A 21,304-nucleotide genomic window follows, 5' to 3' on the forward strand; every position below is an offset into this window, starting at 1 on the left:
AGTCCCCTGTAGGAGCGGCCTTGTGCCGCGAAAGGGTTGCGAAGCAGCCCCAGCAATTTCAGTATTTGCGCCGAGATCCTGGGGCCGCTTTGCGGCCCTTTCGCGGCACAAGGCCGCTCCTACAGGGGATCGTGTCATTCGGCTGTACGGGGTAGGTACAAAGTCACCCGCAACCCACCCTCACGCAGGTTGAACAGACTCACCTCGCCGCCATGGCTGTGGGCGATGTTGCGCGCGATTCCCAGCCCCAGCCCATACCCCTGCTGCTGCCCGGCCAGGCGGAAGTGCGGCTCGAACACCTGCTCCAGGCGCTGCTCCGGCACCCCCGGGCCCTGGTCGTCCACCTGCAGGACGAAGCTCTCGGCACTGTCGAGGATCCGCAGGTGCGCCCGCTCGCCGTACTTGATGGCATTGTCGATCAGGTTGCCGATGCAGCGGCGCAGGGCCAGTGACTTGCCAGGGTACGGCGCCAGCGCCTGTCCTTCGAGGGTGATGCGGCCGTCGCCGATATAAGGTTCGGCGAGCATCTCCAGCACCTGGTTGAGGTCGATCGGCTCGATGTTCTCGTGAATGTCGGTGTCCTTCACGCACTGCAGCGCGCCCTTGACCAGCAGCTCCAGCTCGTCGAGGTCGCGGCTGAACTTCGCTTGCAGCTTCTCGTCCTCGAGCAGCTCGACCCGCAGGCGCAGGCGCGTGATCGGCGTACGCAGGTCATGGGAAATGGCGCTGAACAACTGGGAGCGCTCGGTGAGGTAACGGCTGATCCGCTCGCGCATGCTGTTGAACGCCCGCCCCACCTCGACCACTTCACTGCCGCCGCCCTCGGCCACCGGGGCCACGTCGGCGCCCAGCGACATTTCCCGCGCCGCCCGCGCCAGGCGCTTGAGCGGCCGGCTCTGCCAGTGCACCAACAGGCCGATGAACAGCAACAGCAGGGCGGTGGTCATGGCGATAAAGCCGATCTGCTGGCGAGGCAGACGCTCGGCCTCGAGGCTGGTGTAGGGCTCGGGCAGCAGCGAGGCGATATACAGCCACTCACCCTCGCCCAGGCGGATCTGGGTCACCAACACCGGTGGGTTGAGTGGCTCCAGGGTCAACGAGTAGTGCGCCCAGGAGCGGGGCAGCTCATCGAGTTTCAGGCCGCTGTTGAAGATCCGCAGGTCATCGGGGCTGACGAATTCGACTGAGATCTCCAGCTGCTGGCCCAGGCGCTCGTGCAACACCTGCTGGAACACGTCGATTACCGCCTGCTTGCGCGGGGTGATCGGCAGCACCGGCATCTCCAGCGGCTTGACGTTGAGCGAGACGAAGAAGCGCGTTCCGCCCATGCTACGCAACTGGTCAAGGACCATCGGCCGGTAGGCCACCGGCAGCGAACGGAAGTAGCTGACGCTGGCACTCATCGAATGGGCCAGGCTGCCGGCACTGGCACGCAGGCCCTGCAGCTGGCTGGCGCGCAGTTGCGCCACCCAGATCAGGCTCGACAGCCCCTGGGCCAGCAACACCACCAACAAGGTCAGCAGCAGCATGCGCCCCAGCAGCGAGCGCGGCAGCAGGCGCCAGCGGCGCTCGCTAGGCCGGGCAGACATTGGCCGCCAGCAGGTAGCCGCTGCCGCGCACGGTGCGGATCAGCCGAGGGGGTTTTTCCGTGTCGCGCAGGCGCTGGCGCAGGCGGCTGACCGCCATGTCGACGATACGGTCCAGCGGCATCGGCTCGCGACCACGGGTGGCGTTGCCGATGGTATCGCGGTCGAGGATCTGCTGCGGGTGGTCGAGGAACAGCTTGAGCAGGGCGAAGTCGGCGCCGGAGAGGATCACCTCCTCGCCATCGCGGTGGAACAGCCGATGGCTGACCGTGTCCAGGCGCCAGTCGTCGAAGGCCAGCACCGCGCTGGCCGGCGCCACCTGGCCGAAGTCGGCGCGGCGCAACAGGGCCTTGATGCGGGCCTGCAGTTCACGCGGACTGAAGGGTTTGCCGAGGTAATCGTCGGCGCCCAGCTCCAGGCCGATGACCCGGTCGGCCTCGTCGGAACTGGCGGTCAGCATGATGATCGGCACCTGCGCCTGGCGCGGGTGCTGGCGGACCCAACGGCACAGGCTGAAGCCGTCCTCGTCGGGCAGCATCACGTCGAGGATCACCAGGTCGTAGGGGTTGGCGTCCAGGGCGCGGCGAAAGCCCTGGCCGTCGGGTTCGGCATGGACCTGCAGGCCGCAACGGGCCAGGTAGGTCTGCAACAGTTCGCGGATATCCTGGTCGTCGTCGACCATCAGGATCGATTTGCCGGCAGTGGTCACAATGGTCAGTCCTCTTGTAAACGCAGATCTTGATGTCTGCTGTGGGGCTGCTTCGCAGCCCTTTCGCGGCGCAAGGCCGCTCCTACAAAGGCTACGCAATCAACTGTAGGAGCGGCCTTGCGCCGCGAAAGGGCCGCGAAGCGGCCCCAGCGATCAATGATCCAACGCCTGTTGCAAGGCCACCCCGGCCCCCAGCAACCCGGAAAACTCCGCCGTCACCAACCAGACCGGCACCCCGGCGAAGTAGCCGCTCATACAGCCCTTGTCGGCGAAACTCGCAGCGAATCCGCTGCCCAGGAACAACTCGGCGAAACGCGGAATCACCCCGCCGACAATGTAGACCCCACCCCGTGCGCCCAGGGTGAGCACGTTGTTGCCCGCCACCCGCCCGAGGAAGCGGCAGAACTGCTCGATCACCGCCAGCGCCCGGGGCTCGCCGGCCAGGGCCGCGTCGGTGATCTGCGCCGGGGTCTTGTGCGTCGGCGTGGCACCATCGAGCGCGCAGATCGCCTGGTACAAGCGCACCAGCCCACCGCCGCTGAGCACCGTCTCGGCGCTGACATGGCCGATCTGCCGGTGAATCTCCTGATGGATCGCCGCCTCGCGGGCATTGCCCACCGGCAGGTCGACATGCCCGCCCTCCCCCGGCAGCGCCAGCCAGTGCTCGCCCAGGCGCAGCAGGCTGCCCACGCCCAGGCCGGTGCCGGGGCCGATCACCAGCGCCGGACGCGACGGGTCGGCGAGGCCTGCGCAGACCTCGCGGAACTCACCGTCGCGCAGCCGGGTCATGCCCAGGGCCATGGCGGAAAAATCGTTGATCAGCAACAGGCGCTCGACCTGCAGCGTCTGGCAGAACGCGCTGCGGCTCAGGCGCCAGTGGTTGTTGGTGAAGCGGAATTCGTCGCCGTCCACGGGACCGGCCACCGCCAGGCACACCGCCGCCAGGCCGCCACGGGCGATGCCCTGGTCGGCGAGGTAGGCCTCGATGGCCTGCTCGGGGCTGGTGTAGTCGGCGGTGGCCAGCACCTGGACCGCCTGCAGCTCGTTGTCGCGCCACAAGGCAAAACGTGCGTTGGTGCCACCGATGTCGCCGACCAGCAAGGCCTTCATTTGAGGTTCTCCAGGGCCGAGGTGAAGGCGCTCGCGCCCTGTTCGGCGGAACTGAACGCCACGCGCATGAAGCCGAACAGCTCGCGCCCGCAGCCCAGGTCGTTGCCCGTGGGCGGCTCGGGCAGCTCACGGCTGGCCAGTTCCTCGGCCGAGACCATGATCTGCAGCGTGCCTTCGGCACCATCGACGCGCACGATATCACCATCGCGCACTCGCGCCAGCGGGCCGCCGTCGAAAGCCTCCGGGCACACATGAATGGCCGCCGGGATCTTGCCCGAGGCCCCGGACATGCGCCCGTCGGTGACCAGCGCCACCTTGAAGCCGCGGTCCTGCAGCACGCCGAGGAAGGGTGTCAGCTTGTGCAACTCGGGCATGCCGTTGCAACGCGGCCCCTGGAAGCGCACCACGGCGACGAAGTCGCGCTCCAGTTCGCCGGCCTTGAACGCATCGGCCAGCGCCTGCTGGTCGTGGAATACCCGGGCGGGCGCCTCGACCACACGATGCTCGGGCGCGACCGCAGAGACCTTCATCACGCCGCGCCCCAGGTTGCCCTCCATGACCCGCAGGCCACCCTCGGCGGAGAACGGCCGCGCCACCGGGCGCAGGATGCTTTCGTCGAGGCTGTCCTTCGGCCCCTCGCGCCACACCAGTTGGCCATCCTCGAGGAACGGCTCCTGGGTGTAGCGGCGCAGGCCATGCCCGGCCACGGTGTTGACGTCCTCGTGCAGCAGGCCGGCGTCGAGCAGCTCGCGAATGAGGAACGCCATGCCGCCGGAGGCCTGGAAGTGGTTGATGTCGGCTTTGCCGTTCGGATAGACGTGGGACAGCGTCGGCACCACCTCGGACAGATCGGCCATGTCCTGCCAGGTCAGCTGGATGCCGGCGGCCTGGGCGATGGCCGGGATGTGCAGGGTGTGGTTGGTCGAGCCGCCGGTGGCGTGCAGGGCGACGATCGAGTTGACCAGCGCCTTCTCGTCAACGATCTCGCCAATCGGCATGAAGTTGCCGCTGGCCTTGGTCATCCGCGTGACCTGGCGCGCGGCCTCGGCGGTGAGGGCGTCGCGCAGCGGCGTGTAGGGATTGACGAACGAGGCGCCCGGCAGGTGCAGGCCCATCACCTCCATCACCAGCTGGTTGGTGTTGGCGGTGCCGTAGAAGGTGCAGGTGCCCGGGCCGTGGTAGCTCTTCATTTCCGATTCGAGCAGTTGCTCGCGGGTGGCCTTGCCCTCGGCGTAGCGCTGGCGCACATCGGCCTTCTCCTTGTTGGAGATGCCCGAGACCATCGGCCCGCCCGGCACGAAGACGGTCGGCAGGTGGCCGAAACGCAACGCGCCCATCATCAGGCCGGGAACGATCTTGTCGCAGATGCCCAGCATCAGGGCGGCGTCGAACATGTTGTGCGACAGGGCGATGGCGGTGGACATGGCGATCACTTCGCGGCTGGCGATGGCCAACTCCATGCCCGGCTCGCCCTGGGTGACGCCATCGCACATGGCCGGCACGCCGCCGGCGAACTGGCCGACCGAGCCGACTTCGCGCAGGGCCTGCTTGATCTGCTCGGGAAAGTGCTGGTACGGCTGGTGCGCCGAGAGCATGTCGTTGTAGGCGGAGACGATGGCCACGTTGGCGGCGTTCATCAGGCGCAGGGTCTGCTTGTCCTCGCCGCCACATCCGGCCACGCCATGGGCGAAGTTGGCGCACTGCAGGCTGGCGCGCATGGGTCCGTCACTGGCTGCCCCACGGATCAGCTCAAGGTAGCGTTCACGGGTACGGCGGCTGCGGGCGATCAGCCGTTCGGTGACCTCAAGGATGCGCGGATGCATGTACTGGACTCCAGGCTAACGGTAAGGGCGGTTTTACCAGGGACTGTCCCTCCAAACGATTGCGACCTAGGCTCTGGATAGAGGCTTCTGGTCCGTTTGCGACGGCACTGCCAACCACTCGTTGTATATTTAAACAAAATACTGCCAGCAAAAAGGCTTGTTTTCTATCTCTCGGTGAATAATCTTGTAATTCCAACAACAAAACCGTTTCAGTGAAGCTGCTCTTTGTGCCACAGGCTTCACCCGACTGCCAGAGGTAACGCCATGACCCTACGCATCGCCATCAACGGATTCGGCCGCATCGGACGCAACGTCCTGCGCGCACTGTACACGCAGGGCTACCGCCAGGACCTGCAGGTCGTCGCCATCAACGACCTGGGCGACAGCGCGATGAACGCCCATCTGCTCAAGTACGACAGCGTCCACGGCACCTTCGACGCCACTGTCGAGGCCGACCATGAAAGCCTCACCGTCAATGGCGACCGCATCGCCGTCAGCGCCATCCGCAATCCCGCCGAACTGCCCTGGAAGACCCTGGCCATCGACGTGGTGTTCGAATGCACCGGGCTGTTCACCGAACGCGCCAAGGCTGCCGCGCACCTGACGGCCGGTGCCGGCAAGGTGATCGTCAGCGCGCCGGCCAAGGGCGCCGACGCCACTGTGGTATACGGGGTCAACCACGACGTGCTGCGCGCCTCGCACCAGATCATCTCCAACGCCTCGTGTACCACCAACTGCCTGGCGCCGATCGCCCAGGTGCTGCACCGCGAGTTCGGCATCGAGCAAGGTCTGATGACCACCATCCACGCCTACACCAACGACCAGGTGCTCACCGACGTCTACCACAGTGACCCGTACCGCGCCCGCTCGGCCACCCAGTCGATGATCCCGAGCAAGACCGGCGCCGCCGAAGCCGTGGGCCTGGTGCTGCCGGAACTGGCCGGCAAGCTCACCGGCATGGCCGTGCGGGTACCGGTAATCAACGTGTCGCTGGTCGACCTCACGGTCAACCTCAAGCGCGAGGCCAGCGCCGAGGAAGTCAACCAGCTGTTCCTCGAGGCCAGCCGCCACTCGCGCGTGCTGGGCTACAACGCCCTGCCGCTGGTGTCGTGCGACTTCAACCACAACCCGCTGTCGTCGATCTTCGACGCCAACCACACCCGCGCCAACGGGCGCATGCTCAAGGTGCTGGCCTGGTACGACAACGAATGGGGCTTCTCCAACCGCATGCTGGACAACTGCCTGGCGTTGTTCAACGCCAGGTGAAGTTTTGCACGATCTCCTGTAGGAGCGGCCTTGTGCCGCGAAAGGGCCGCAAAGCGGCCCCAGCTCTTGTTGCATCGACTCTGAAATCCTGGGGCCGCTTCGCGGCCCTTTCGCGGCACAAGGCCGCTCCTACACGAGCCGCGCTAGCCGCAATATTTACCTGTTCGTGACATTTTCGCGCTTGACCTCGAGCATGGATGATAAGCATTATCATTAACCCGAAAAGCGACCAGGTTTCCCCGTGAGTCAGTCCCGGTTCAACTCAGTGTTCCTCAACCAGCGCCTCACCCTGCTGCGCACCTTGCAGCGCATGGTGGGCAACCCCAGCACCGCCGAGGACCTGCTGCAGGAAACCTACCTGCGGGTCACCCGCGCCCTGGGCGAGCGGCCGATCGAGCACCTCGAGCCCTTCGTTTTCCAGACTGCCCGCAACCTGGCCCTGGACCACCTGCGCGCACGCCGGGTGCAGGCGCGCACGCTGGTGGACGACGTGCCCGAACAGGTCCTGCACAATGTCGCCGCCCCTTCGGCCAGCAGCGAGGACGCCGCCCACGCCGAACAGTTGCTCAAGCACCTGAGCGTCAGCCTCGGCCAGCTCAGCGAGCGCCAGCAGCGCATCTTCATCCTCAGCCGCCTGCACGGCGCCAGCTACCTGGAAATCGCCGAGCAGCTGAAAGTCTCGGCCAGCACGGTGCAGAAGGAGCTGAAACTGATCATGGCCATCTGCATGGGCGTGGCCGATCGTCACCAGTGATGCGACCTCTCGCCGCTGACCCGCGCAAAGCCCTTGCCATGGACCGGGTCTGCACTGATCATGCGCAAAAAAAGCCCCTCGCAAGGATCCCCCGTGACCGACCGCCCCACACCTCGCCCGTCACCCGCCGAGCCTGATGCCCGCGCCCGTGCCCGCGAGGAGGCGCTGGACTGGTTGATCCGCCTGCAGTGCGCCAGCGAAGACGATACCCGCGCCTTCGAGCACTGGCTGGGGGTCGAGCCGGAGAACGCCGAGGCCTATGTCGAGGCCGAAGCGCTGTGGAACGGCGCCTCGCTGCGCCAGGCCGCCGGCCAGCTGCAGCACAGCCGCAAGCGCTCGCTCGCCGGGCGCCTGCGCAGCCACTGGAAGCCGCTGGCCACCGCAGCCGTGCTGCTGGTCGGGCTGTTCACCTTCGGCAACCTGCCGGTGCGCCTGCAGGCCGACCACCTGACCGTGGTCGGCGAGCGACAGCGCCTGGAGTTGGACCCGGGTGCCAAGGTGCTGCTCAACACCAATTCGGCCTTCGCCAGCGACGAGCGCGAAGGCCGCAAAGTCGCCCGCCTGCTGCAGGGCGAGGCGTACTTCCAGGTGTCCAACACCAGCCAGCCGCCCCTGGAGGTCCAGGCCGGCCCCTTGCGCGCCAGCGTGCGCGACACCGACTTCGCCGTGCGTTACCTCGATGGCGAGGCCCAGGTGCGGGTGCAGCGCGGCGATGTCGACCTGCAGGCCGCGAGCGACCAACGCATCCGCCTGAGCGCCGGCGACAGTATCAGCGTCGGTCCCAAGGGCTTCGGCCAGCGCCAGCGCCCCGACATGAGCAAGGACCTGGCCTGGATCGAAGGCCGCCTGGTGTTCGAGAACTGCCCGCTGAGCCAGGTGCTCGCGGAAGTCCGCCGCTACTACCCGGGGTGGATCATCAACCGCAACACCCACCTGGAGCAGGTCGCGGTCACCGGCAACTACCGCCTTGACCAGCCGCTGGAAACGTTGCGCGCCCTCGCCCACATCACCTCAGCGCAACTGCACGAATACCCTGCCGTAGTCATTTTGAACTGACCCTGTAAGTTTTTTTACGCGATCGCCCTGTCTCGCCCGTCTCGTTATAGCCAATACGATTGATTCTCGTTCGAAAACGAGAACAAGCACCGCTTATAACTCACGCGCGACAGGGAGCGCTTTCGATGCCCACAGGTCAGACCCGCCCGTCCTCTTCTTCCCGCCGTCGCGGGCAATTGTCCCTGTTGACCCTGGCCCTGCTCGCCAGCGGCGCCTGCAGCCTGCCGGCACTGGCCGTGGAACCGGCCCAGGCGAGCAGCCCGCGCATGGGCGACTACCGCTTCGCCATCACCCAGCAGCCACTGGTCGAGGCCATCAACGCGTTCAGCAAGGTGACCGGCTGGCAGGTCGGCTTCAGCGCCGAGCTGGCCGAGGGCGTGGCCTCGCCGGGCGTGCAGGGCTCGCTGGCACCAGAGGCCGCGCTGCAGCGCCTGCTGCGCGGCACCGGCCTGGGCTACCGCAAGATCGGCAACGGCAACGTGGTGCTCGAGCGCCAGTCCGCCGGCAACACCATCGCCCTGCAACAGGTGACCGTCAGCGCCACCCGCAGCGCCCAGGATGTCAGCCAGGTACCGAGCACCGTCAGCGTGCAGACCCGTGAGCAACTGGACCGGCAGAACGTCAACGACATCAAGCAACTGGTGCGCTACGAACCCGGTGTATCGGTGTCCGGCACCGGCCAGCGCAGCGGCCTGAACGGCTACAACATCCGCGGTATCGATGGCGACCGGGTGCTGACCCAGGTGGACGGCGTGTCGATTCCCGACAGCTTCTTCAACGGCCCCTACGCCCAGACCCAGCGCAACTATGTCGACCCCGAGATCGTCAAGCGCGTGGAGATCCTGCGCGGCCCGGCCTCCGTGCTGTACGGCAGCAACGCCATTGGCGGCGCGGTGAGCTACTACACCCTCGACCCGGAAGACATCATCAAGCCAGGCAAGGATGTCGGCGCACGCCTGAAGACCGGCTACAGCTCCGCCGACGAAAGCTGGCTGACCTCGGCCACCGTAGCGGGCCGCCAGGGTGACTTCGACGGCCTGCTGCACCTGAGCCAGCGCAATGGCCACGAGACCGAGTCCTATGGCGGGCATGGCGGTGCCGGCATCAACCGGACCAAAGCCAACCCCGAAGACGTTCGCACCACCAACGTGCTGGCCAAGCTGGGCTGGAACTACGCCGACGACGCGCGGTTCGGGCTGACCTACGAGCACTACAAGGATGATCGCGACCAGAACATCCTCAGCGCAGTGGGCGGACCGTTCAACGGCGGCTCGCCCCTGGGCATGTACCGCAGCCGCACCGGCAACGATACCGTCACCCGCGAGCGTTTCGGCATCAATCATGAATTCGGCCTGGATTCGCTGGTCGCCGACCACGTCAAGTGGAGCCTGAACTACCAGATCGCCAAGACCGACCAGGCAACCTCGGAAATCTACTTCCCGTTCAGCCGCACGGTGCTGCGCGAACGCGACACCACCTACAAGGACCGCCAATGGGTGCTTGATGCCCAGCTGGACAAGGCGTTCCGCATCGGTGAAACCGACCACCTGCTCACTTACGGCACCACGCTCAAGCACGAAAAGATCACCGGCCTGCGCACCGGCAAGGGCACCTGCCTGGTGGTGGGCGGCGCCTGCCGATTCATCGGCCAGATCAGCCCGGCCGACACCCCGGCACCGGTCAGCGACTTCCCGGATCCGACCGTCAACACCTACAGCCTGTTCGCCCAGGACGAGATCCGCTGGAACAACTGGACCTTCCTGCCGGGCGCTCGCTACGACTACACCCGCATCGATCCGAAGATGACCGCCGAATACCTGCGCGGCGTGCAGAGCACCAGCCCCACCGGGCAAAGCCGTCTGAACGACGACGACAAGAAATGGCACCGCGTATCGCCCAAGCTGGGCGTGACCTATGCCTTCAACGACAACTACACCTGGTACGGGCAGTACGCCGAAGGTTTCCGCACACCGAGCGCCAAGGCGATCTGGGGCCGCTTCGAAAACCTCGCCGGCGGCTATGTGGTCGAGCCCAACCCAGGGCTGGAGCCGGAGAAGAGCAAGAGCTACGAAACCGGCCTGCGCGGCAACTTCGACGCCGGCAACTTCGATGTCGCGGTGTTCTACAACAAGTACCGCGATTTCATCAACGAAGAGGCCGTGCAGTCGACCAACCTGGGGACCTCCTTCCAGGCCAACAACATCAAGCACGCCACCATCAAGGGCGCCGAAGTCAAGGGCCGCCTCAACCTGGACCGCTTCGGCGCGCCTGAAGGCCTGTACACCGTCGGCTCCATCGCCTATGCCTACGGGCGCAACGACGACACCGGCCAACCGCTGAACAGCGTCAACCCGCTGACCGGCGTGTTCGGCCTGGGCTACGAGCAGGTCGACTATGGCACCCAGCTCAGCTGGACCGTGGTCAAGCGCAAGAACCGCGTGGACGACACCAAGTTCTTCGCCCCCGACGGTTCCAGCTCGAACTTCCGCACGCCCGGCTACGGCGTGCTGGACCTGACCGGCTTCTACCGGATCACCGACGACCTGACCGTCAACGGCGGCGTGTACAACCTGGCCGACAAGAAATACTGGCAGTGGGATGACGTGCGCAAGTACGCCATGGTCGGTGACCAGAACGGTGTGGGCGAAGCTGCCGTCACCCAGCCGGCCAACCTGGACCGCCTGACCGCGCCGGGGCGCAACTTCGCCATCAACCTGGTGTGGGATATCTGAGGCCTGGACCCAACACCGTCGCTGTTTTCTTCGCGGGTAAACCCGCTCCCACAGGTTCCGCGTCGCTCGCAAGACCTGTGGGAGCGGGTTTACCCGCGAATAGCAGCAAACACGTTTTGCGAATGATTTCACTTCGCAGGTGAGGTTTTTTTACTGTCCCGCGTCTTCCTTTTCGTCTTGTCACTAGACAGCCCCATTTTCCAAGGATGCCCCCATGACCGCCCCTTCCACCGAACGCGCCGCCCTGCGCTCCCAGCGCCTGAACCAGGTCACCCACGCCCCGCACACCGAGCTGGACGCCCTGGTCAAGTCGCACAAGCCGTTCGACAGCCGTGAAAGCTTCGCCCGCTTCGTGGTTGCCCAGTACCTGTTCCAGTCCGAGCTGCAGGCGCTGTACACCGACCCGCAACTGATCGCCATCGTGCCCGACCTCGCCGCGCGCTGCCGCGCCGAGCAGGCCCGCCTGGACCTGGCCGACCTCGACACCGAAGTGCCCGCGCCCTTCGCCGGCGCCCTGGGCAAGCCGAGCCTGGGCGAGGCACTGGGCTGGATCTTCGTCTCCGAAGGCTCCAAACTGGGCGCCGCGTTCCTGATCAAGCGTGCCGTGGCCCTGGAGCTGTCCGAGACCTTCGGTGCCCGTCACCTGGGCGAGCCGGCCGGCGGCCGTGCCGAAGGCTGGAAGCAGTTCACCCGCATCCTCGACAGCCTGGACCTGTCGCCCGAGGAAGACGCCGCCGCCGAGCGTGGCGCGGTTGCCGCCTTCGAGCGCTTCACCGAGCTGCTCAAGCATGCCTACGCCGCCGACGCCGCGCTGGCCTGACACGCTTTACCCGGCCGCCCACGGGCGGCCACACCGTTGCAGTGAGACCATGACCCGAATCGCCCGCTCGAAACTGTCCCGCCTGCTCTACGCGATCCTGGCCTATGTCAGCCTGGGCATCGGCCTCGTGGCCATCGTCATTCCCGGACTGCCCACCACCGAGTTCATCCTCCTCGCCGCCTGGGCCGCGACCCGCAGCTCGCCGCGCCTGTCCGCCTGGCTGGAGAACCACCGGCTGTTCGGCCCGATCCTCTACAATTGGCGCAACGGCAAGGTGATCCAGCGCCGCGCCAAGGTCAGCGCGACCATCAGCATGCTGCTGTGCGCCGGCCTGATGCTGACCGTGCTCGAACACCACTGGCCGGTGTTCCTCGCCATCGCCGGCATGACCCTGGGCAACCTGTGGATCTGGTCGCGCCCGGAACGTCCGACGCCACCAGGCGCCGTCGAACTGCAAGGTTGATTCATTTGCGCCACAGCGCCAAAGGACACCGCCGTTGAGTCGGCACCTGCAAGGTCAAAGGCTCAACAACCCCGAGTACAGGGCATACGCCGCCAGCCCCGCCCCCGCCAGCACCGCCGCGAAGATCAGTTTCTCCCACGCGCTGAACAGCACCTGCCCCTGCTCGCGCTTGGCCCGGGCGAACAGGATCACCCCGGGCGCATACAGCAGCGCCGACAGCAACACGTACTTGAGCCCACCGGCATACAGCAGCCAGACCGCGTACAGCAGCGCGACCGCCGCCACCAGCAGGTCCTTGCGCCGCAGCCCCGCCTGTCCCTGGTAGCCTTCGCCACGCCAGGCCAGCAGCACGGCGTAGGCCGCCGACCAGAAATACGGCACCAGGATCATCGACGACGCCAGGTAGATCAGGCTGGTGTAGGTCCCCGCCGAGAACAGCGTGATCAGCAGGAAGCCCTGGATCATCACATTGGTCAGCCATAGCGCGTTGGCCGGTACCTGGTTGGCGTTCTCCCGCGCCAGGAAGCGCGGCATGGTCTTGTCCCGGGCGGTGGCATAGAGGATCTCGGCGCACAGCAGCGCCCACGACAGCAATGCCCCAAGCAGCGACACCGCCAGGCCGATGCTGATCAACAGCGCCCCCCAGGGCCCGACGATATGCTCCAGCACCGAGGCCAGCGAGGGGTTCTGCAAGCCAGCCAGCTCCGGCTGGGTCATCACCCCCAGCGACAGCACGTTGACCAACACCAGCAGCGCCAGCACGCCGAGAAAACCGACCACGGTGGCCTTGCCCACGTCCGAGCGGTGCAGCGCCCGCCCCGAATAGACACTCGCGCCCTCGATACCGATAAACACGAACACTGTCACCAGCATCATGTTGCGCACCTGCTCCAGCACGCTGCCGAACTGCGGATTGCTCAGCCCCCAGATGTCGCGGGTGAAGATGTCGGCGCGAAAGGCGAAGGCGGCGATGACGATGAACATCAGCAGCGGCACGACCTTGGCCACGGTGGTCACCTGGTTGATGAAGGCGGCTTCCTTGATGCCGCGCAGCACCAGGAAATGCACCGCCCACAGCAGCAGCGAGGCGCAGCCGATGGCCACCGGCGTGTTGCCTTCGCCGAACACTGGAAAGTAAAAGCCGAGGGTGCTGAACAGCAGCACGAAGTAGCCGACGTTGCCCAGCCAGGCGCTGATCCAGTAGCCCCAAGCCGAGGAGAAACCCATGTAATCACCAAAGCCGGCCTTGGCGTAGGCATACACCCCGGAGTCCAGCTCCGGCTTGCGGTTAGCCAGGGTCTGGAACACGAAGGCCAGCGCCAGCATCCCCACCGCGGTGATGCCCCAGCCGATCAGCACCGCCCCGACATCGGCACGGGCGGCCATGTTCTGCGGCAACGAGAAGATCCCGCCACCGATCATCGAGCCGACCACCAGCGCGATCAGCGCCCCTAGACGCAGTTTCTGTCCCGGTTCGCTCATGGGGCTCCTCGTGCGCGGGCGCGCGTGAACGTATTGGCCGACATTATTGTTACAAGTTTTTTATCAAATAAAGCCATTAAACCTATAGCACTCATAACCATGTTGTCTATAGCGACACCTTAATAAAAATCACATTAGTCGACTACTTTGCGGATCGTCTAAACCCGTCGCTATTTGCTGTGAAAAATTTGCGAAAACCGCAAAACGGACTAACTTCTCAGTTCGCAGGCGAAACGGAGCGTTTGCTCTAGAAGGACATGGAGGTGCCAGCGCACAAGGCCTGCGTCAGAGCTGTCGGCATCCTCCAGGAGGCGCGTGAAGGATTTTTCTGATCTTCATGCGGGCATGAACTGATCTAAGTCAGCGAATGATCCAGGCGTCAGATTTATTCTGAGGTCAACTTTCTCCTGGTACGGAGTCGTTAAATGTCTGATTCTCCCGGAAAACTAAAACTAGGTGCACTTGTTGCACTTGTCGTCGGCTCGATGATCGGTGGCGGGATCTTCTCGTTGCCGCAGAACATGGCCGCCAGCGCCGGCGTCGGCGCCGTGCTGATCGGCTGGGCCATCACCGCGGTGGGCATGCTCACCCTCGCCTTCGTCTTCCAGACCCTGGCCAACCGCAAGCCAAACCTTGACGGCGGGGTATACGCCTACGCCAAGGCCGGCTTCGGCGACTACATGGGTTTCTCCTCGGCCTGGGGCTACTGGATCAGTGCCTGGCTGGGCAACGTCGGCTACTTCGTGCTGCTGTTCAGCACCTTGGGGTATTTCTTCCCGGTATTCGGTGAAGGCAACACTCCCGCGGCGGTGATCGGTGCTTCCGTTCTGCTGTGGGCGGTGCACTTCCTGGTGCTGCGCGGCATCAAGGAAGCCGCCTTCATCAACCTGGTCACCACCGTGGCCAAGGTCGTGCCGCTGGCGCTGTTCGCGCTGATCTGCCTGTTCGCCTTCAAGCTTGATGTGTTTACCGCGGACATCTGGGCCGTCGGCACGCCGGACCTGGGCAGCGTGATGAACCAGGTGCGCAACATGATGCTGGTCACCGTGTGGGTGTTCATCGGCATCGAAGGCGCGAGCATCTTCTCTTCCCGTGCGGAAAAACGCTCCGACGTCGGCAAGGCCACGGTCATCGGCTTCGTCACCGTGCTGCTGTTCCTGGTGCTGGTCAACGTGCTGTCGCTCGGCGTGATGACCCAACCGGAGCTGGCCAAGCTGCAGAACCCATCGATGGCCGCGGTGCTTGAACACGTGGTCGGCCACTGGGGCGCGGTGCTGATCAGCGTCGGCCTGATCATCTCGCTGCTGGGCGCCCTGCTGTCGTGGGTGCTGCTGTGCGCCGAGATCATGTTCGCCGCCGCCAAGGACCACACCATGCCGGAGTTCCTGCGCCGCGAGAACGCCAACCATGTGCCGGCCAACGCCCTGTGGCTGACCAACGCCATGGTGCAGATCTTCCTGGTCATCACCCTGTTCTCCAACAGCACCTACCTGTCGCTGATCTACCTCGCCACCTCGATGATCCTGGTGCCTTACCTGTGGTCGGCGGCCTACGCCTTCCTGCTGGCCTGGCGCAACGAGACCTACGAACAGGCCCTGGCCGAACGCAAGAAAGACCTGATCATCGGCGGCATCGCCCTGCTCTACGCAATCTGGCTGCTGTACGCCGGCGGCGTGAAATACCTGCTGCTCTCGGCCCTGCTCTACGCCCCTGGCGCGATCCTGTTCGCCAAGGCCAAGCGCGAGGTCGGCCAACCGATCTTCACCAGCGTGGAAAAACTGATCTTCGCCGCCGTGGTCGCGGGCGCCCTGGTGGCGGCCTACGGCCTGTACGACGGCTTCCTGACTCTCTGAACCCCACGTCTTCGCTTTACAGGAGGATTCACCATGTCCACTGAGAAACAGAAATACGGCGTTCACTCCGAAGCCGGCAAACTGCGCAAAGTGATGGTCTGCAGCCCAGGCCTTGCGCACCAGCGCCTGACCCCGAGCAACTGCGACGAGTTGCTGTTCGATGACGTCATCTGGGTCAACCAGGCCAAGCGCGACCACTTCGATTTCGTCACCAAGATGCGCGAGCGCGGCATCGAAGTGCTGGAAATGCACAATCTGTTGACCGAGACCATCCAGAATCCCGAAGCACTGAAGTGGATTCTCGATCGCAAGATCACCGACGACACTGTCGGCATCGGCCTGAAAAACGAAGTGCGCAGCTGGCTCGAAGGCCTCGAGCCGCGCAAGTTGGCCGAGTTCCTGATCGGCGGCGTGGCAGGTGAAGACCTGCCCGACAGCGAAGGCGCGAGCGTGATCAAGATGTATCGCGATTACCTCGGCCACTCCAGTTTCCTGCTCGACCCGCTGCCCAATACCCAGTTCACCCGTGACACCACTTGCTGGATTTACGGTGGCGTTACCCTCAACCCGATGTACTGGCCGGCGCGACGCCAAGAGACTCTGTTGACCAGCGCCATCTACAAGTTCCACCCCGAATTTACCAATGCCGACTTTGAAGTCTGGTACGGCGACCCGGACAAGGACCACGGCAAAGCTACCCTTGAAGGCGGCGATGTGATGCCGATCGGCAATGGTGTCGTGCTGATCGGCATGGGAGAGCGCAGCTCGCGCCAGGCCATCGGCCAACTGGCGCAATCGCTGTTCGCCAAGGGTGCGGTAGAGAAGGTGGTGGTCGCCGGGCTGCCGAAGTCCCGCGCAGCGATGCACCTGGACACCGTGTTCAGCTTCTGCGACCGCGATCTGGTCACCGTCTTCCCCGAAGTGGTCAAGGAAATCGTGCCGTTCGTGATCCGTCCTGATAGCAGCAAGCCTTATGGCATGGATGTGCGCCGCGAGAACAAATCATTCATCGAGGTGGTCGCCGAATCGCTCAACCTCAAGAAATTGCGCGTGGTCGAGACCGGCGGCAACAGCTTCGCCGCCGAACGCGAACAATGGGATGACGGCAACAACGTGGTGGCCGTGGAACCCGGCGTGGTCATTGGCTACGACCGCAACACCTACACCAACACCCTGCTGCGCAAGGCCGGGATCGAGGTCATCACCATCAGCGCCGGCGAGCTGGGCCGGGGCCGCGGCGGCGGCCACTGCATGACCTGCCCGATCGTGCGCGACCCTATCGACTACTAACGCCCATCGAAACCGGCCGCGCCCACGAGGCAGCGGCCGGGCACCTCACCGAATCCAAGGAGAACCGTCATGGCGTTCAATATCCACAACCGCAACCTGCTCAGCCTCGAACACCACAGCACCCGCGAGCTGCGCTACCTGCTGGACCTGTCCCGCGACCTCAAGCGCGCCAAGTACACCGGCACCGAGCAGCAGCACCTGAAGGGCAACAACATCGCCCTGATCTTCGAGAAGACCTCGACCCGCACCCGCTGCGCCTTCGAAGTCGCCGCCTACGACCAGGGCGCCAACGTCACCTACATCGACCCCAACTCCTCGCAGATCGGCCACAAGGAGAGCATGAAGGACACCGCCCGCGTGCTCGGGCGCATGTACGACGCCATCGAGTACCGGGGCTTCAAGCAGGAGATCGTCGAGGAACTGGCCAAGTTCGCCGGCGTGCCGGTGTTCAACGGCCTGACCGACGAATACCACCCGACCCAGATGATCGCCGACGTGCTGACCATGCGCGAGAACAGCGACAAGCCGCTGCACGACATCAGCTACGCCTACCTGGGCGACGCCCGCAACAACATGGGCAACTCGCTGCTGCTAATCGGCGCCAAGCTCGGCATGGACGTGCGCATCGCCGCGCCCAAGGCCCTGTGGCCCCATGACGACCTGGTCGAGCGCTGCCACAAGTACGCCGAGGAAAGCGGCGCGCGCATCACCCTGACCGAAGACCCGAAAGCCGCGGTCAAGGGCGTGGACTTCGTCCACACCGACGTCTGGGTATCGATGGGCGAGCCGATCGAAGCCTGGGGCGAGCGCATCAAACAGCTCAAGCCCTATCAGGTGAACAAGGAACTGATGAAGGCCACCGGCAACCCACGGACCAAGTTCATGCACTGCCTGCCGGCGTTCCACAACTCCGAGACCAAGGTCGGCAAGCAGATCGCCGAGCAGTACCCGGACCTGGCCAACGGCATCGAAGTGACCGATGACGTGTTCGAGTCGCCGGCGTGCATCGCCTTCGAGCAGGCGGAGAATCGCATGCATACGATCAAGGCGATCCTGGTGTCGACCCTGGCTGACCTCTAAGGCCATCCTCGATCCCTGTGGGAGCGGGTTCACCCGCGAAAGGGCCAGCCCAGACGACATCGCTGGCCCTGCTGACGCATTCGCGGGTAAACCCGCTCCCACAGGATCGTCACTCCCCGTTTAAAGGACATTCCCCATGCGTATCGTTGTTGCATTGGGCGGCAACGCCCTGCTGCGCCGCGGCGAACCGATGACCGCCGACAACCAGCGCGCCAATATCCGCACCGCCACCGAGCAGATCGCCAAGATCCACCCCGGCAACGAACTGGTCATCGCCCACGGCAACGGCCCGCAGGTCGGCCTGCTGTCGCTGCAGGGGCTGTCGTACAAGCCGGATGAAGCCTATCCGCTGGACGTGCTCGGCGCCGAGACCGAAGGCATGATCGGCTACATGATCGAACAGGAGCTGGGCAACCTGCTGGCCTTCGAGGTGCCGTTCGCCACCCTGCTCACCCAGGTGGAAGTGGACGCCAACGACCCGGCGTTCAAGGACCCGACCAAGTTCATCGGCCCGGTCTACGCCAAGGACGAGGCCGAACGCCTGGCCAAGGAAAAAGGCTGGGTGGTCAAGCCCGACGGCGACAAGTACCGCCGCGTGGTGGCCAGCCCGAAACCCAAGCGCATCTTCGAGATCCGCCCGATCAAGTGGCTGCTGGAGAAGAGCAGCATCGTGATCTGCGCCGGCGGCGGCGGCATCCCCACCATGTATGACGAGAACCGCAAGCTCAAGGGCATCGAGGCGGTGATCGACAAGGACCTGTGCTCGGCGCTGCTCGCCGAACAACTGGAAGCCGACCTGCTGATCATCGCCACCGACGTCGACGCGGCGTACATTGATTTCGGTAAACCGACGAAAAAAGCCATCGCCCAGGCTCATCCGGACGAGCTCGAAAAACTGGGCTTTGCCGCCGGCTCCATGGGGCCGAAGGTCCAGGCCGCCTGCGACTTTGCGCGCAACACCGGCAAGGTGGCGGTGATCAGCTCGCTGGAGAACATCGAGGACATCGTCAAGGGCACCGCCGGCACGCGGGTTTCCACCGCCAAGCCCGGTATCAGCTACCGTTGAATGCAGTTGGCGGGTGCCTGGCACCCGCCGTTTTCAACCTTCCGGAGGACTCGCCATGGCCCAGTATCAACCTGGTCACGTGCATATCGAGCGCACCGCGCTGAACACCAACGACCACAGCTACGACCTGTGCATCGACTACGAGGCCGTGTCGGACCCGAGTGAAGGCCGCGGCATCCAGTTCCGCATGCATGGCAAGATCGAAGGCAAGGCGGTGGACGAACAGTTCTTCCTGGCCAAGGACCAGGTGCTGCCGAGCTTTCTGATGCAGTTGAGCCGCAAGGCCCAGTCGTTCCTGCCGCCACCGAAGAAGTTCGAGAACCTCGGTTCGCCGCACAAGCTGTATGACTACATGTTCGAAGACATTCGCACCAAGCTGGATGTGAAATCGGGTGACCCGATCAAGCCAGAGCATCTGGAGTGATCCTCGGGGCCGCTGCGCGGCCCTTTCGCGGCACAAGGCCGCTCCTACAGGGATCGAACGCACCTGTAGGAGCGGCCTTGTGCCGCGAAAGGGCTGCGCAGCAGCCCCGGCAATAGTGGGCTAGAACGACATCGCAAGGCATACTGACGCCCATCCCGGCCAAAGCCTCGCTCATCATGCGCATCCACGTCAGCTTCATCGACCGCGTCGGCATCACCCAGGAAGTCCTGGCCCTGCTCGGTGCCCGCAACCTCAACCTCGATGCCGTGGAGATGGTCCCGCCGAACGTCTACATCGATGCCCCGACCCTGAGCCCCGCCGTGCTCGAAGAGCTACACGACGCCCTGTTCGAGGTGCGCGGCGTACAGTCGGTGCAAGTGGTCGACATCCTCCCCGGCCAGCGCCGCCACCTGCAACTCGACGCCCTGCTCGCCGCCATGAGCGACCCGGTGCTGGCGGTGGACAGCGCAGGCAAGGTGCTGCTGGCCAACCCGGCGCTGATCGCCCTGTGCGGGCGCGAGTCAGCCGGGCGCTCGGTGGGCGAGCTGTTCGGCGATCCCGACCTGCTCCAGGCCCTGCTGGACAACAACTTCCACCTGCCCATGCGCGAGATGCAGCTCAACGGCCAGAGCCTGCTGCTCGACGCCACGCCGATCACCCACGCCGGCGGCCTGCTGACCCTGTACCCGCCCAACCGCATGGGTGAGCGCCTGTCGGCCCTGCACCACGACCATGCCGAAGGTTTCGACGCCATGCTCGGCGACTCCCCGGCCATCCGCACCCTCAAGGCCCGCGCCCTGCGCGTGGCCACCCTCGACGCACCACTGCTGGTGCACGGCGAGACCGGTACCGGCAAGGAGCTGGTGGCCCGAGCCTGCCATGCCATCAGCAGCCGCCATGCCTCGCCGTTCCTGGCGCTCAACTGCGCCGCGCTGCCCGAGAGCCTGGCCGAGAGCGAACTGTTCGGCTACGCCCCCGGCGCTTTCACCGGCGCGCAACGTGGTGGCAAGCCCGGGCTGATGGAGCTGGCCAACCAGGGCACGGTGTTCCTCGACGAGATCGGCGAGATGTCGCCCTACCTGCAAGCCAAGCTGCTGCGGTTTCTCAGCGATGGCAGCTTCCGCCGCGTGGGCGGCGACCGCGAGGTGAAGGTGGACGTGCGCATCATCAGCGCCACCCACCGCGACCTGGAGCGCATGGTCGGCGAAGGCACCTTCCGCGAAGACCTGTTCTACCGCCTCAATGTGCTCAACCTGCAGGTCCCGCCGCTGCGCGATCGCGGCCAGGACATCCTGTCGCTGGCGCAGTTCTTCATGCAGCAGGCCTGCACCCAGATCCAGCGCCCAGCCTGCCGGCTGGCGCCTGCCACGCATCCGGCACTGCTGGCCAATCCCTGGCCGGGCAACGTGCGCCAGCTACAGAACGTGATCTTCCGCGCCGCGGCCATCTGTGAAAGCAACGTGGTGGATATCGATGACCTGGACATCGCTGGCACCTCGGTGGCACGCGGGCAGGATGGCGAGGTGGCCAGCCTGGAACAGGCGGTGGGGGATTTCGAGCGCGAACTGTTGCAGCGGCTGTACGCCAGCTACCCCTCGACCCGGCAGTTGGCCGGACGCTTGCAGACTTCGCACACGGCCATTGCCCAGCGCTTGCGAAAATATGGAATTCCAACCCGAGGCTGAATCGCGCGACGTCGTCATGTAACGAATTCATTCCTATGTATCGATATCGATACACACCCATTTGCATGCGCCTTTGCAAGGGTTTGATCCCACAACGCTTTTGAT

At 65.0% G+C, this 21,304-nt stretch carries 17 protein-coding genes; 12 read left to right on the forward strand and 5 right to left on the reverse strand.

From position 1 onward, the window contains the following. Positions 1-134: 134 nt before the first annotated feature. The 4 genes from AC0MAZ_RS24555 to edd form a co-directional block, all read right to left on the reverse strand. The gene (locus AC0MAZ_RS24555) at positions 135-1,589 is read right to left on the reverse strand and encodes an ATP-binding protein (RefSeq protein WP_232855961.1); all 1,455 of its coding nucleotides are present in this window, start codon (positions 1,587-1,589) and stop codon (positions 135-137) included. Then, entirely contained in the window at positions 1,573-2,268 is a 696-nt protein-coding gene (locus AC0MAZ_RS24560; protein ID WP_475861495.1) for a response regulator, read from the reverse strand. The genes AC0MAZ_RS24555 and AC0MAZ_RS24560 overlap by 17 nt, the downstream gene beginning before the upstream one ends. 180 nt (positions 2,269-2,448) lie before the next feature. Further along, complete coding sequence (locus AC0MAZ_RS24565) at positions 2,449-3,405, reverse strand: glucokinase (RefSeq protein WP_234561707.1); 957 nt, start codon at positions 3,403-3,405, stop codon at positions 2,449-2,451. Further along, positions 3,402-5,228 carry a phosphogluconate dehydratase gene (gene edd / locus AC0MAZ_RS24570; RefSeq protein ID WP_475859511.1) on the reverse strand — a complete coding sequence of 609 codons (1,827 nt, stop codon included), beginning with the start codon at positions 5,226-5,228 and terminating at the stop codon, positions 3,402-3,404. The genes AC0MAZ_RS24565 and edd overlap by 4 nt, the downstream gene beginning before the upstream one ends. 264 nt (positions 5,229-5,492) lie before the next feature. Here edd and gap point away from each other — a divergent pair, with 264 nt between their 5' ends. The 6 genes from gap (at position 5,493) to AC0MAZ_RS24600 (ending at position 12,319) form a co-directional block, all read left to right on the forward strand. Next, a complete protein-coding gene (gene gap, locus AC0MAZ_RS24575; RefSeq protein ID WP_475859512.1) occupies positions 5,493-6,494 on the forward strand; it encodes a type I glyceraldehyde-3-phosphate dehydrogenase in 1,002 nt (333 codons plus the stop codon). A gap of 241 nt (positions 6,495-6,735) precedes the next feature. Then, complete coding sequence (locus AC0MAZ_RS24580; RefSeq protein WP_254464732.1) at positions 6,736-7,248, forward strand: RNA polymerase sigma factor; 513 nt, start codon at positions 6,736-6,738, stop codon at positions 7,246-7,248. A 93-nt stretch (positions 7,249-7,341) separates the two neighbouring features. After that, positions 7,342-8,304, forward strand: coding sequence for a FecR family protein (locus tag AC0MAZ_RS24585; protein WP_475859514.1), 963 nt, complete (start codon positions 7,342-7,344; stop codon positions 8,302-8,304). A gap of 125 nt (positions 8,305-8,429) precedes the next feature. Further along, positions 8,430-11,036, forward strand: a complete 2,607-nt coding sequence (locus AC0MAZ_RS24590) for a TonB-dependent receptor (RefSeq protein WP_475859515.1) — start codon at positions 8,430-8,432, stop codon at positions 11,034-11,036. 214 nt (positions 11,037-11,250) lie between these two features. Further along, on the forward strand, positions 11,251-11,856 hold the full coding sequence (locus AC0MAZ_RS24595; protein WP_062360424.1) for a biliverdin-producing heme oxygenase: 606 nt from the start codon (positions 11,251-11,253) through the stop codon (positions 11,854-11,856). Positions 11,857-11,905: 49 nt separating this feature from the next. Next, positions 11,906-12,319 (forward strand): YbaN family protein, encoded by a 414-nt coding sequence (locus AC0MAZ_RS24600; protein ID WP_028691980.1) that lies wholly within the window; start codon positions 11,906-11,908, stop codon positions 12,317-12,319. A 54-nt stretch (positions 12,320-12,373) separates the two neighbouring features. Here the strand turns inward: AC0MAZ_RS24600 and arcD (AC0MAZ_RS24605) are convergent, their stop codons facing one another. Beyond that, entirely contained in the window at positions 12,374-13,801 is a 1,428-nt protein-coding gene (gene arcD, locus AC0MAZ_RS24605) for an arginine-ornithine antiporter (RefSeq protein WP_254464736.1), read from the reverse strand. Between the two features lie 425 nt (positions 13,802-14,226). Between arcD (AC0MAZ_RS24605) and arcD (AC0MAZ_RS24610) the strand changes: the two genes are divergently transcribed. The 6 genes from arcD (AC0MAZ_RS24610) (at position 14,227) to AC0MAZ_RS24635 (ending at position 21,199) form a co-directional block, all read left to right on the forward strand. After that, positions 14,227-15,654, forward strand: coding sequence for an arginine-ornithine antiporter (gene arcD / locus AC0MAZ_RS24610; protein WP_203650898.1), 1,428 nt, complete (start codon positions 14,227-14,229; stop codon positions 15,652-15,654). 33 nt (positions 15,655-15,687) lie between these two features. Next, complete coding sequence (gene arcA / locus AC0MAZ_RS24615; protein ID WP_234561712.1) at positions 15,688-16,944, forward strand: arginine deiminase; 1,257 nt, start codon at positions 15,688-15,690, stop codon at positions 16,942-16,944. Positions 16,945-17,013: 69 nt separating this feature from the next. Then, entirely contained in the window at positions 17,014-18,024 is a 1,011-nt protein-coding gene (locus AC0MAZ_RS24620) for an ornithine carbamoyltransferase (RefSeq protein ID WP_475859517.1), read from the forward strand. Positions 18,025-18,160: 136 nt separating this feature from the next. Then, positions 18,161-19,090, forward strand: a complete 930-nt coding sequence (arcC, locus tag AC0MAZ_RS24625; RefSeq protein WP_203650896.1) for a carbamate kinase — start codon at positions 18,161-18,163, stop codon at positions 19,088-19,090. Positions 19,091-19,145: 55 nt separating this feature from the next. After that, positions 19,146-19,514, forward strand: a complete 369-nt coding sequence (locus AC0MAZ_RS24630; RefSeq protein WP_475859519.1) for a DUF5064 family protein — start codon at positions 19,146-19,148, stop codon at positions 19,512-19,514. A gap of 176 nt (positions 19,515-19,690) precedes the next feature. Continuing rightward, a complete protein-coding gene (locus tag AC0MAZ_RS24635; protein ID WP_254464737.1) occupies positions 19,691-21,199 on the forward strand; it encodes a sigma-54-dependent transcriptional regulator in 1,509 nt (502 codons plus the stop codon). Positions 21,200-21,304 lie beyond the last annotated feature (105 nt).

The organism is Pseudomonas sp. A (assembly GCF_056270345.1).

Excerpts from the sequence above, each read along its gene's own strand:
- AC0MAZ_RS24600 (WP_028691980.1), top strand. The coding sequence starts at position 11,906 with ATGACCCGAATCGCCCGCTCGAAACTGTCCCGCCTGCTCTACGCGATC.
- arcD (WP_203650898.1), top strand. The coding sequence starts at position 14,227 with ATGTCTGATTCTCCCGGAAAACTAAAACTAGGTGCACTTGTTGCACTT.
- AC0MAZ_RS24555 (WP_232855961.1), bottom strand. The coding sequence starts at position 1,589 with ATGTCTGCCCGGCCTAGCGAGCGCCGCTGGCGCCTGCTGCCGCGCTCG.
- AC0MAZ_RS24635 (WP_254464737.1), top strand. The coding sequence starts at position 19,691 with ATGCGCATCCACGTCAGCTTCATCGACCGCGTCGGCATCACCCAGGAA.
- arcD (WP_254464736.1), bottom strand. The coding sequence starts at position 13,801 with ATGAGCGAACCGGGACAGAAACTGCGTCTAGGGGCGCTGATCGCGCTG.
- AC0MAZ_RS24620 (WP_475859517.1), top strand. The coding sequence starts at position 17,014 with ATGGCGTTCAATATCCACAACCGCAACCTGCTCAGCCTCGAACACCAC.
- AC0MAZ_RS24560 (WP_475861495.1), bottom strand. The coding sequence starts at position 2,268 with ATGGTCGACGACGACCAGGATATCCGCGAACTGTTGCAGACCTACCTG.
- AC0MAZ_RS24595 (WP_062360424.1), top strand. The coding sequence starts at position 11,251 with ATGACCGCCCCTTCCACCGAACGCGCCGCCCTGCGCTCCCAGCGCCTG.
- gap (WP_475859512.1), top strand. The coding sequence starts at position 5,493 with ATGACCCTACGCATCGCCATCAACGGATTCGGCCGCATCGGACGCAAC.
- AC0MAZ_RS24630 (WP_475859519.1), top strand. The coding sequence starts at position 19,146 with ATGGCCCAGTATCAACCTGGTCACGTGCATATCGAGCGCACCGCGCTG.
- arcC (WP_203650896.1), top strand. The coding sequence starts at position 18,161 with ATGCGTATCGTTGTTGCATTGGGCGGCAACGCCCTGCTGCGCCGCGGC.
- edd (WP_475859511.1), bottom strand. The coding sequence starts at position 5,228 with ATGCATCCGCGCATCCTTGAGGTCACCGAACGGCTGATCGCCCGCAGC.
- AC0MAZ_RS24590 (WP_475859515.1), top strand. The coding sequence starts at position 8,430 with ATGCCCACAGGTCAGACCCGCCCGTCCTCTTCTTCCCGCCGTCGCGGG.
- AC0MAZ_RS24565 (WP_234561707.1), bottom strand. The coding sequence starts at position 3,405 with ATGAAGGCCTTGCTGGTCGGCGACATCGGTGGCACCAACGCACGTTTT.
- arcA (WP_234561712.1), top strand. The coding sequence starts at position 15,688 with ATGTCCACTGAGAAACAGAAATACGGCGTTCACTCCGAAGCCGGCAAA.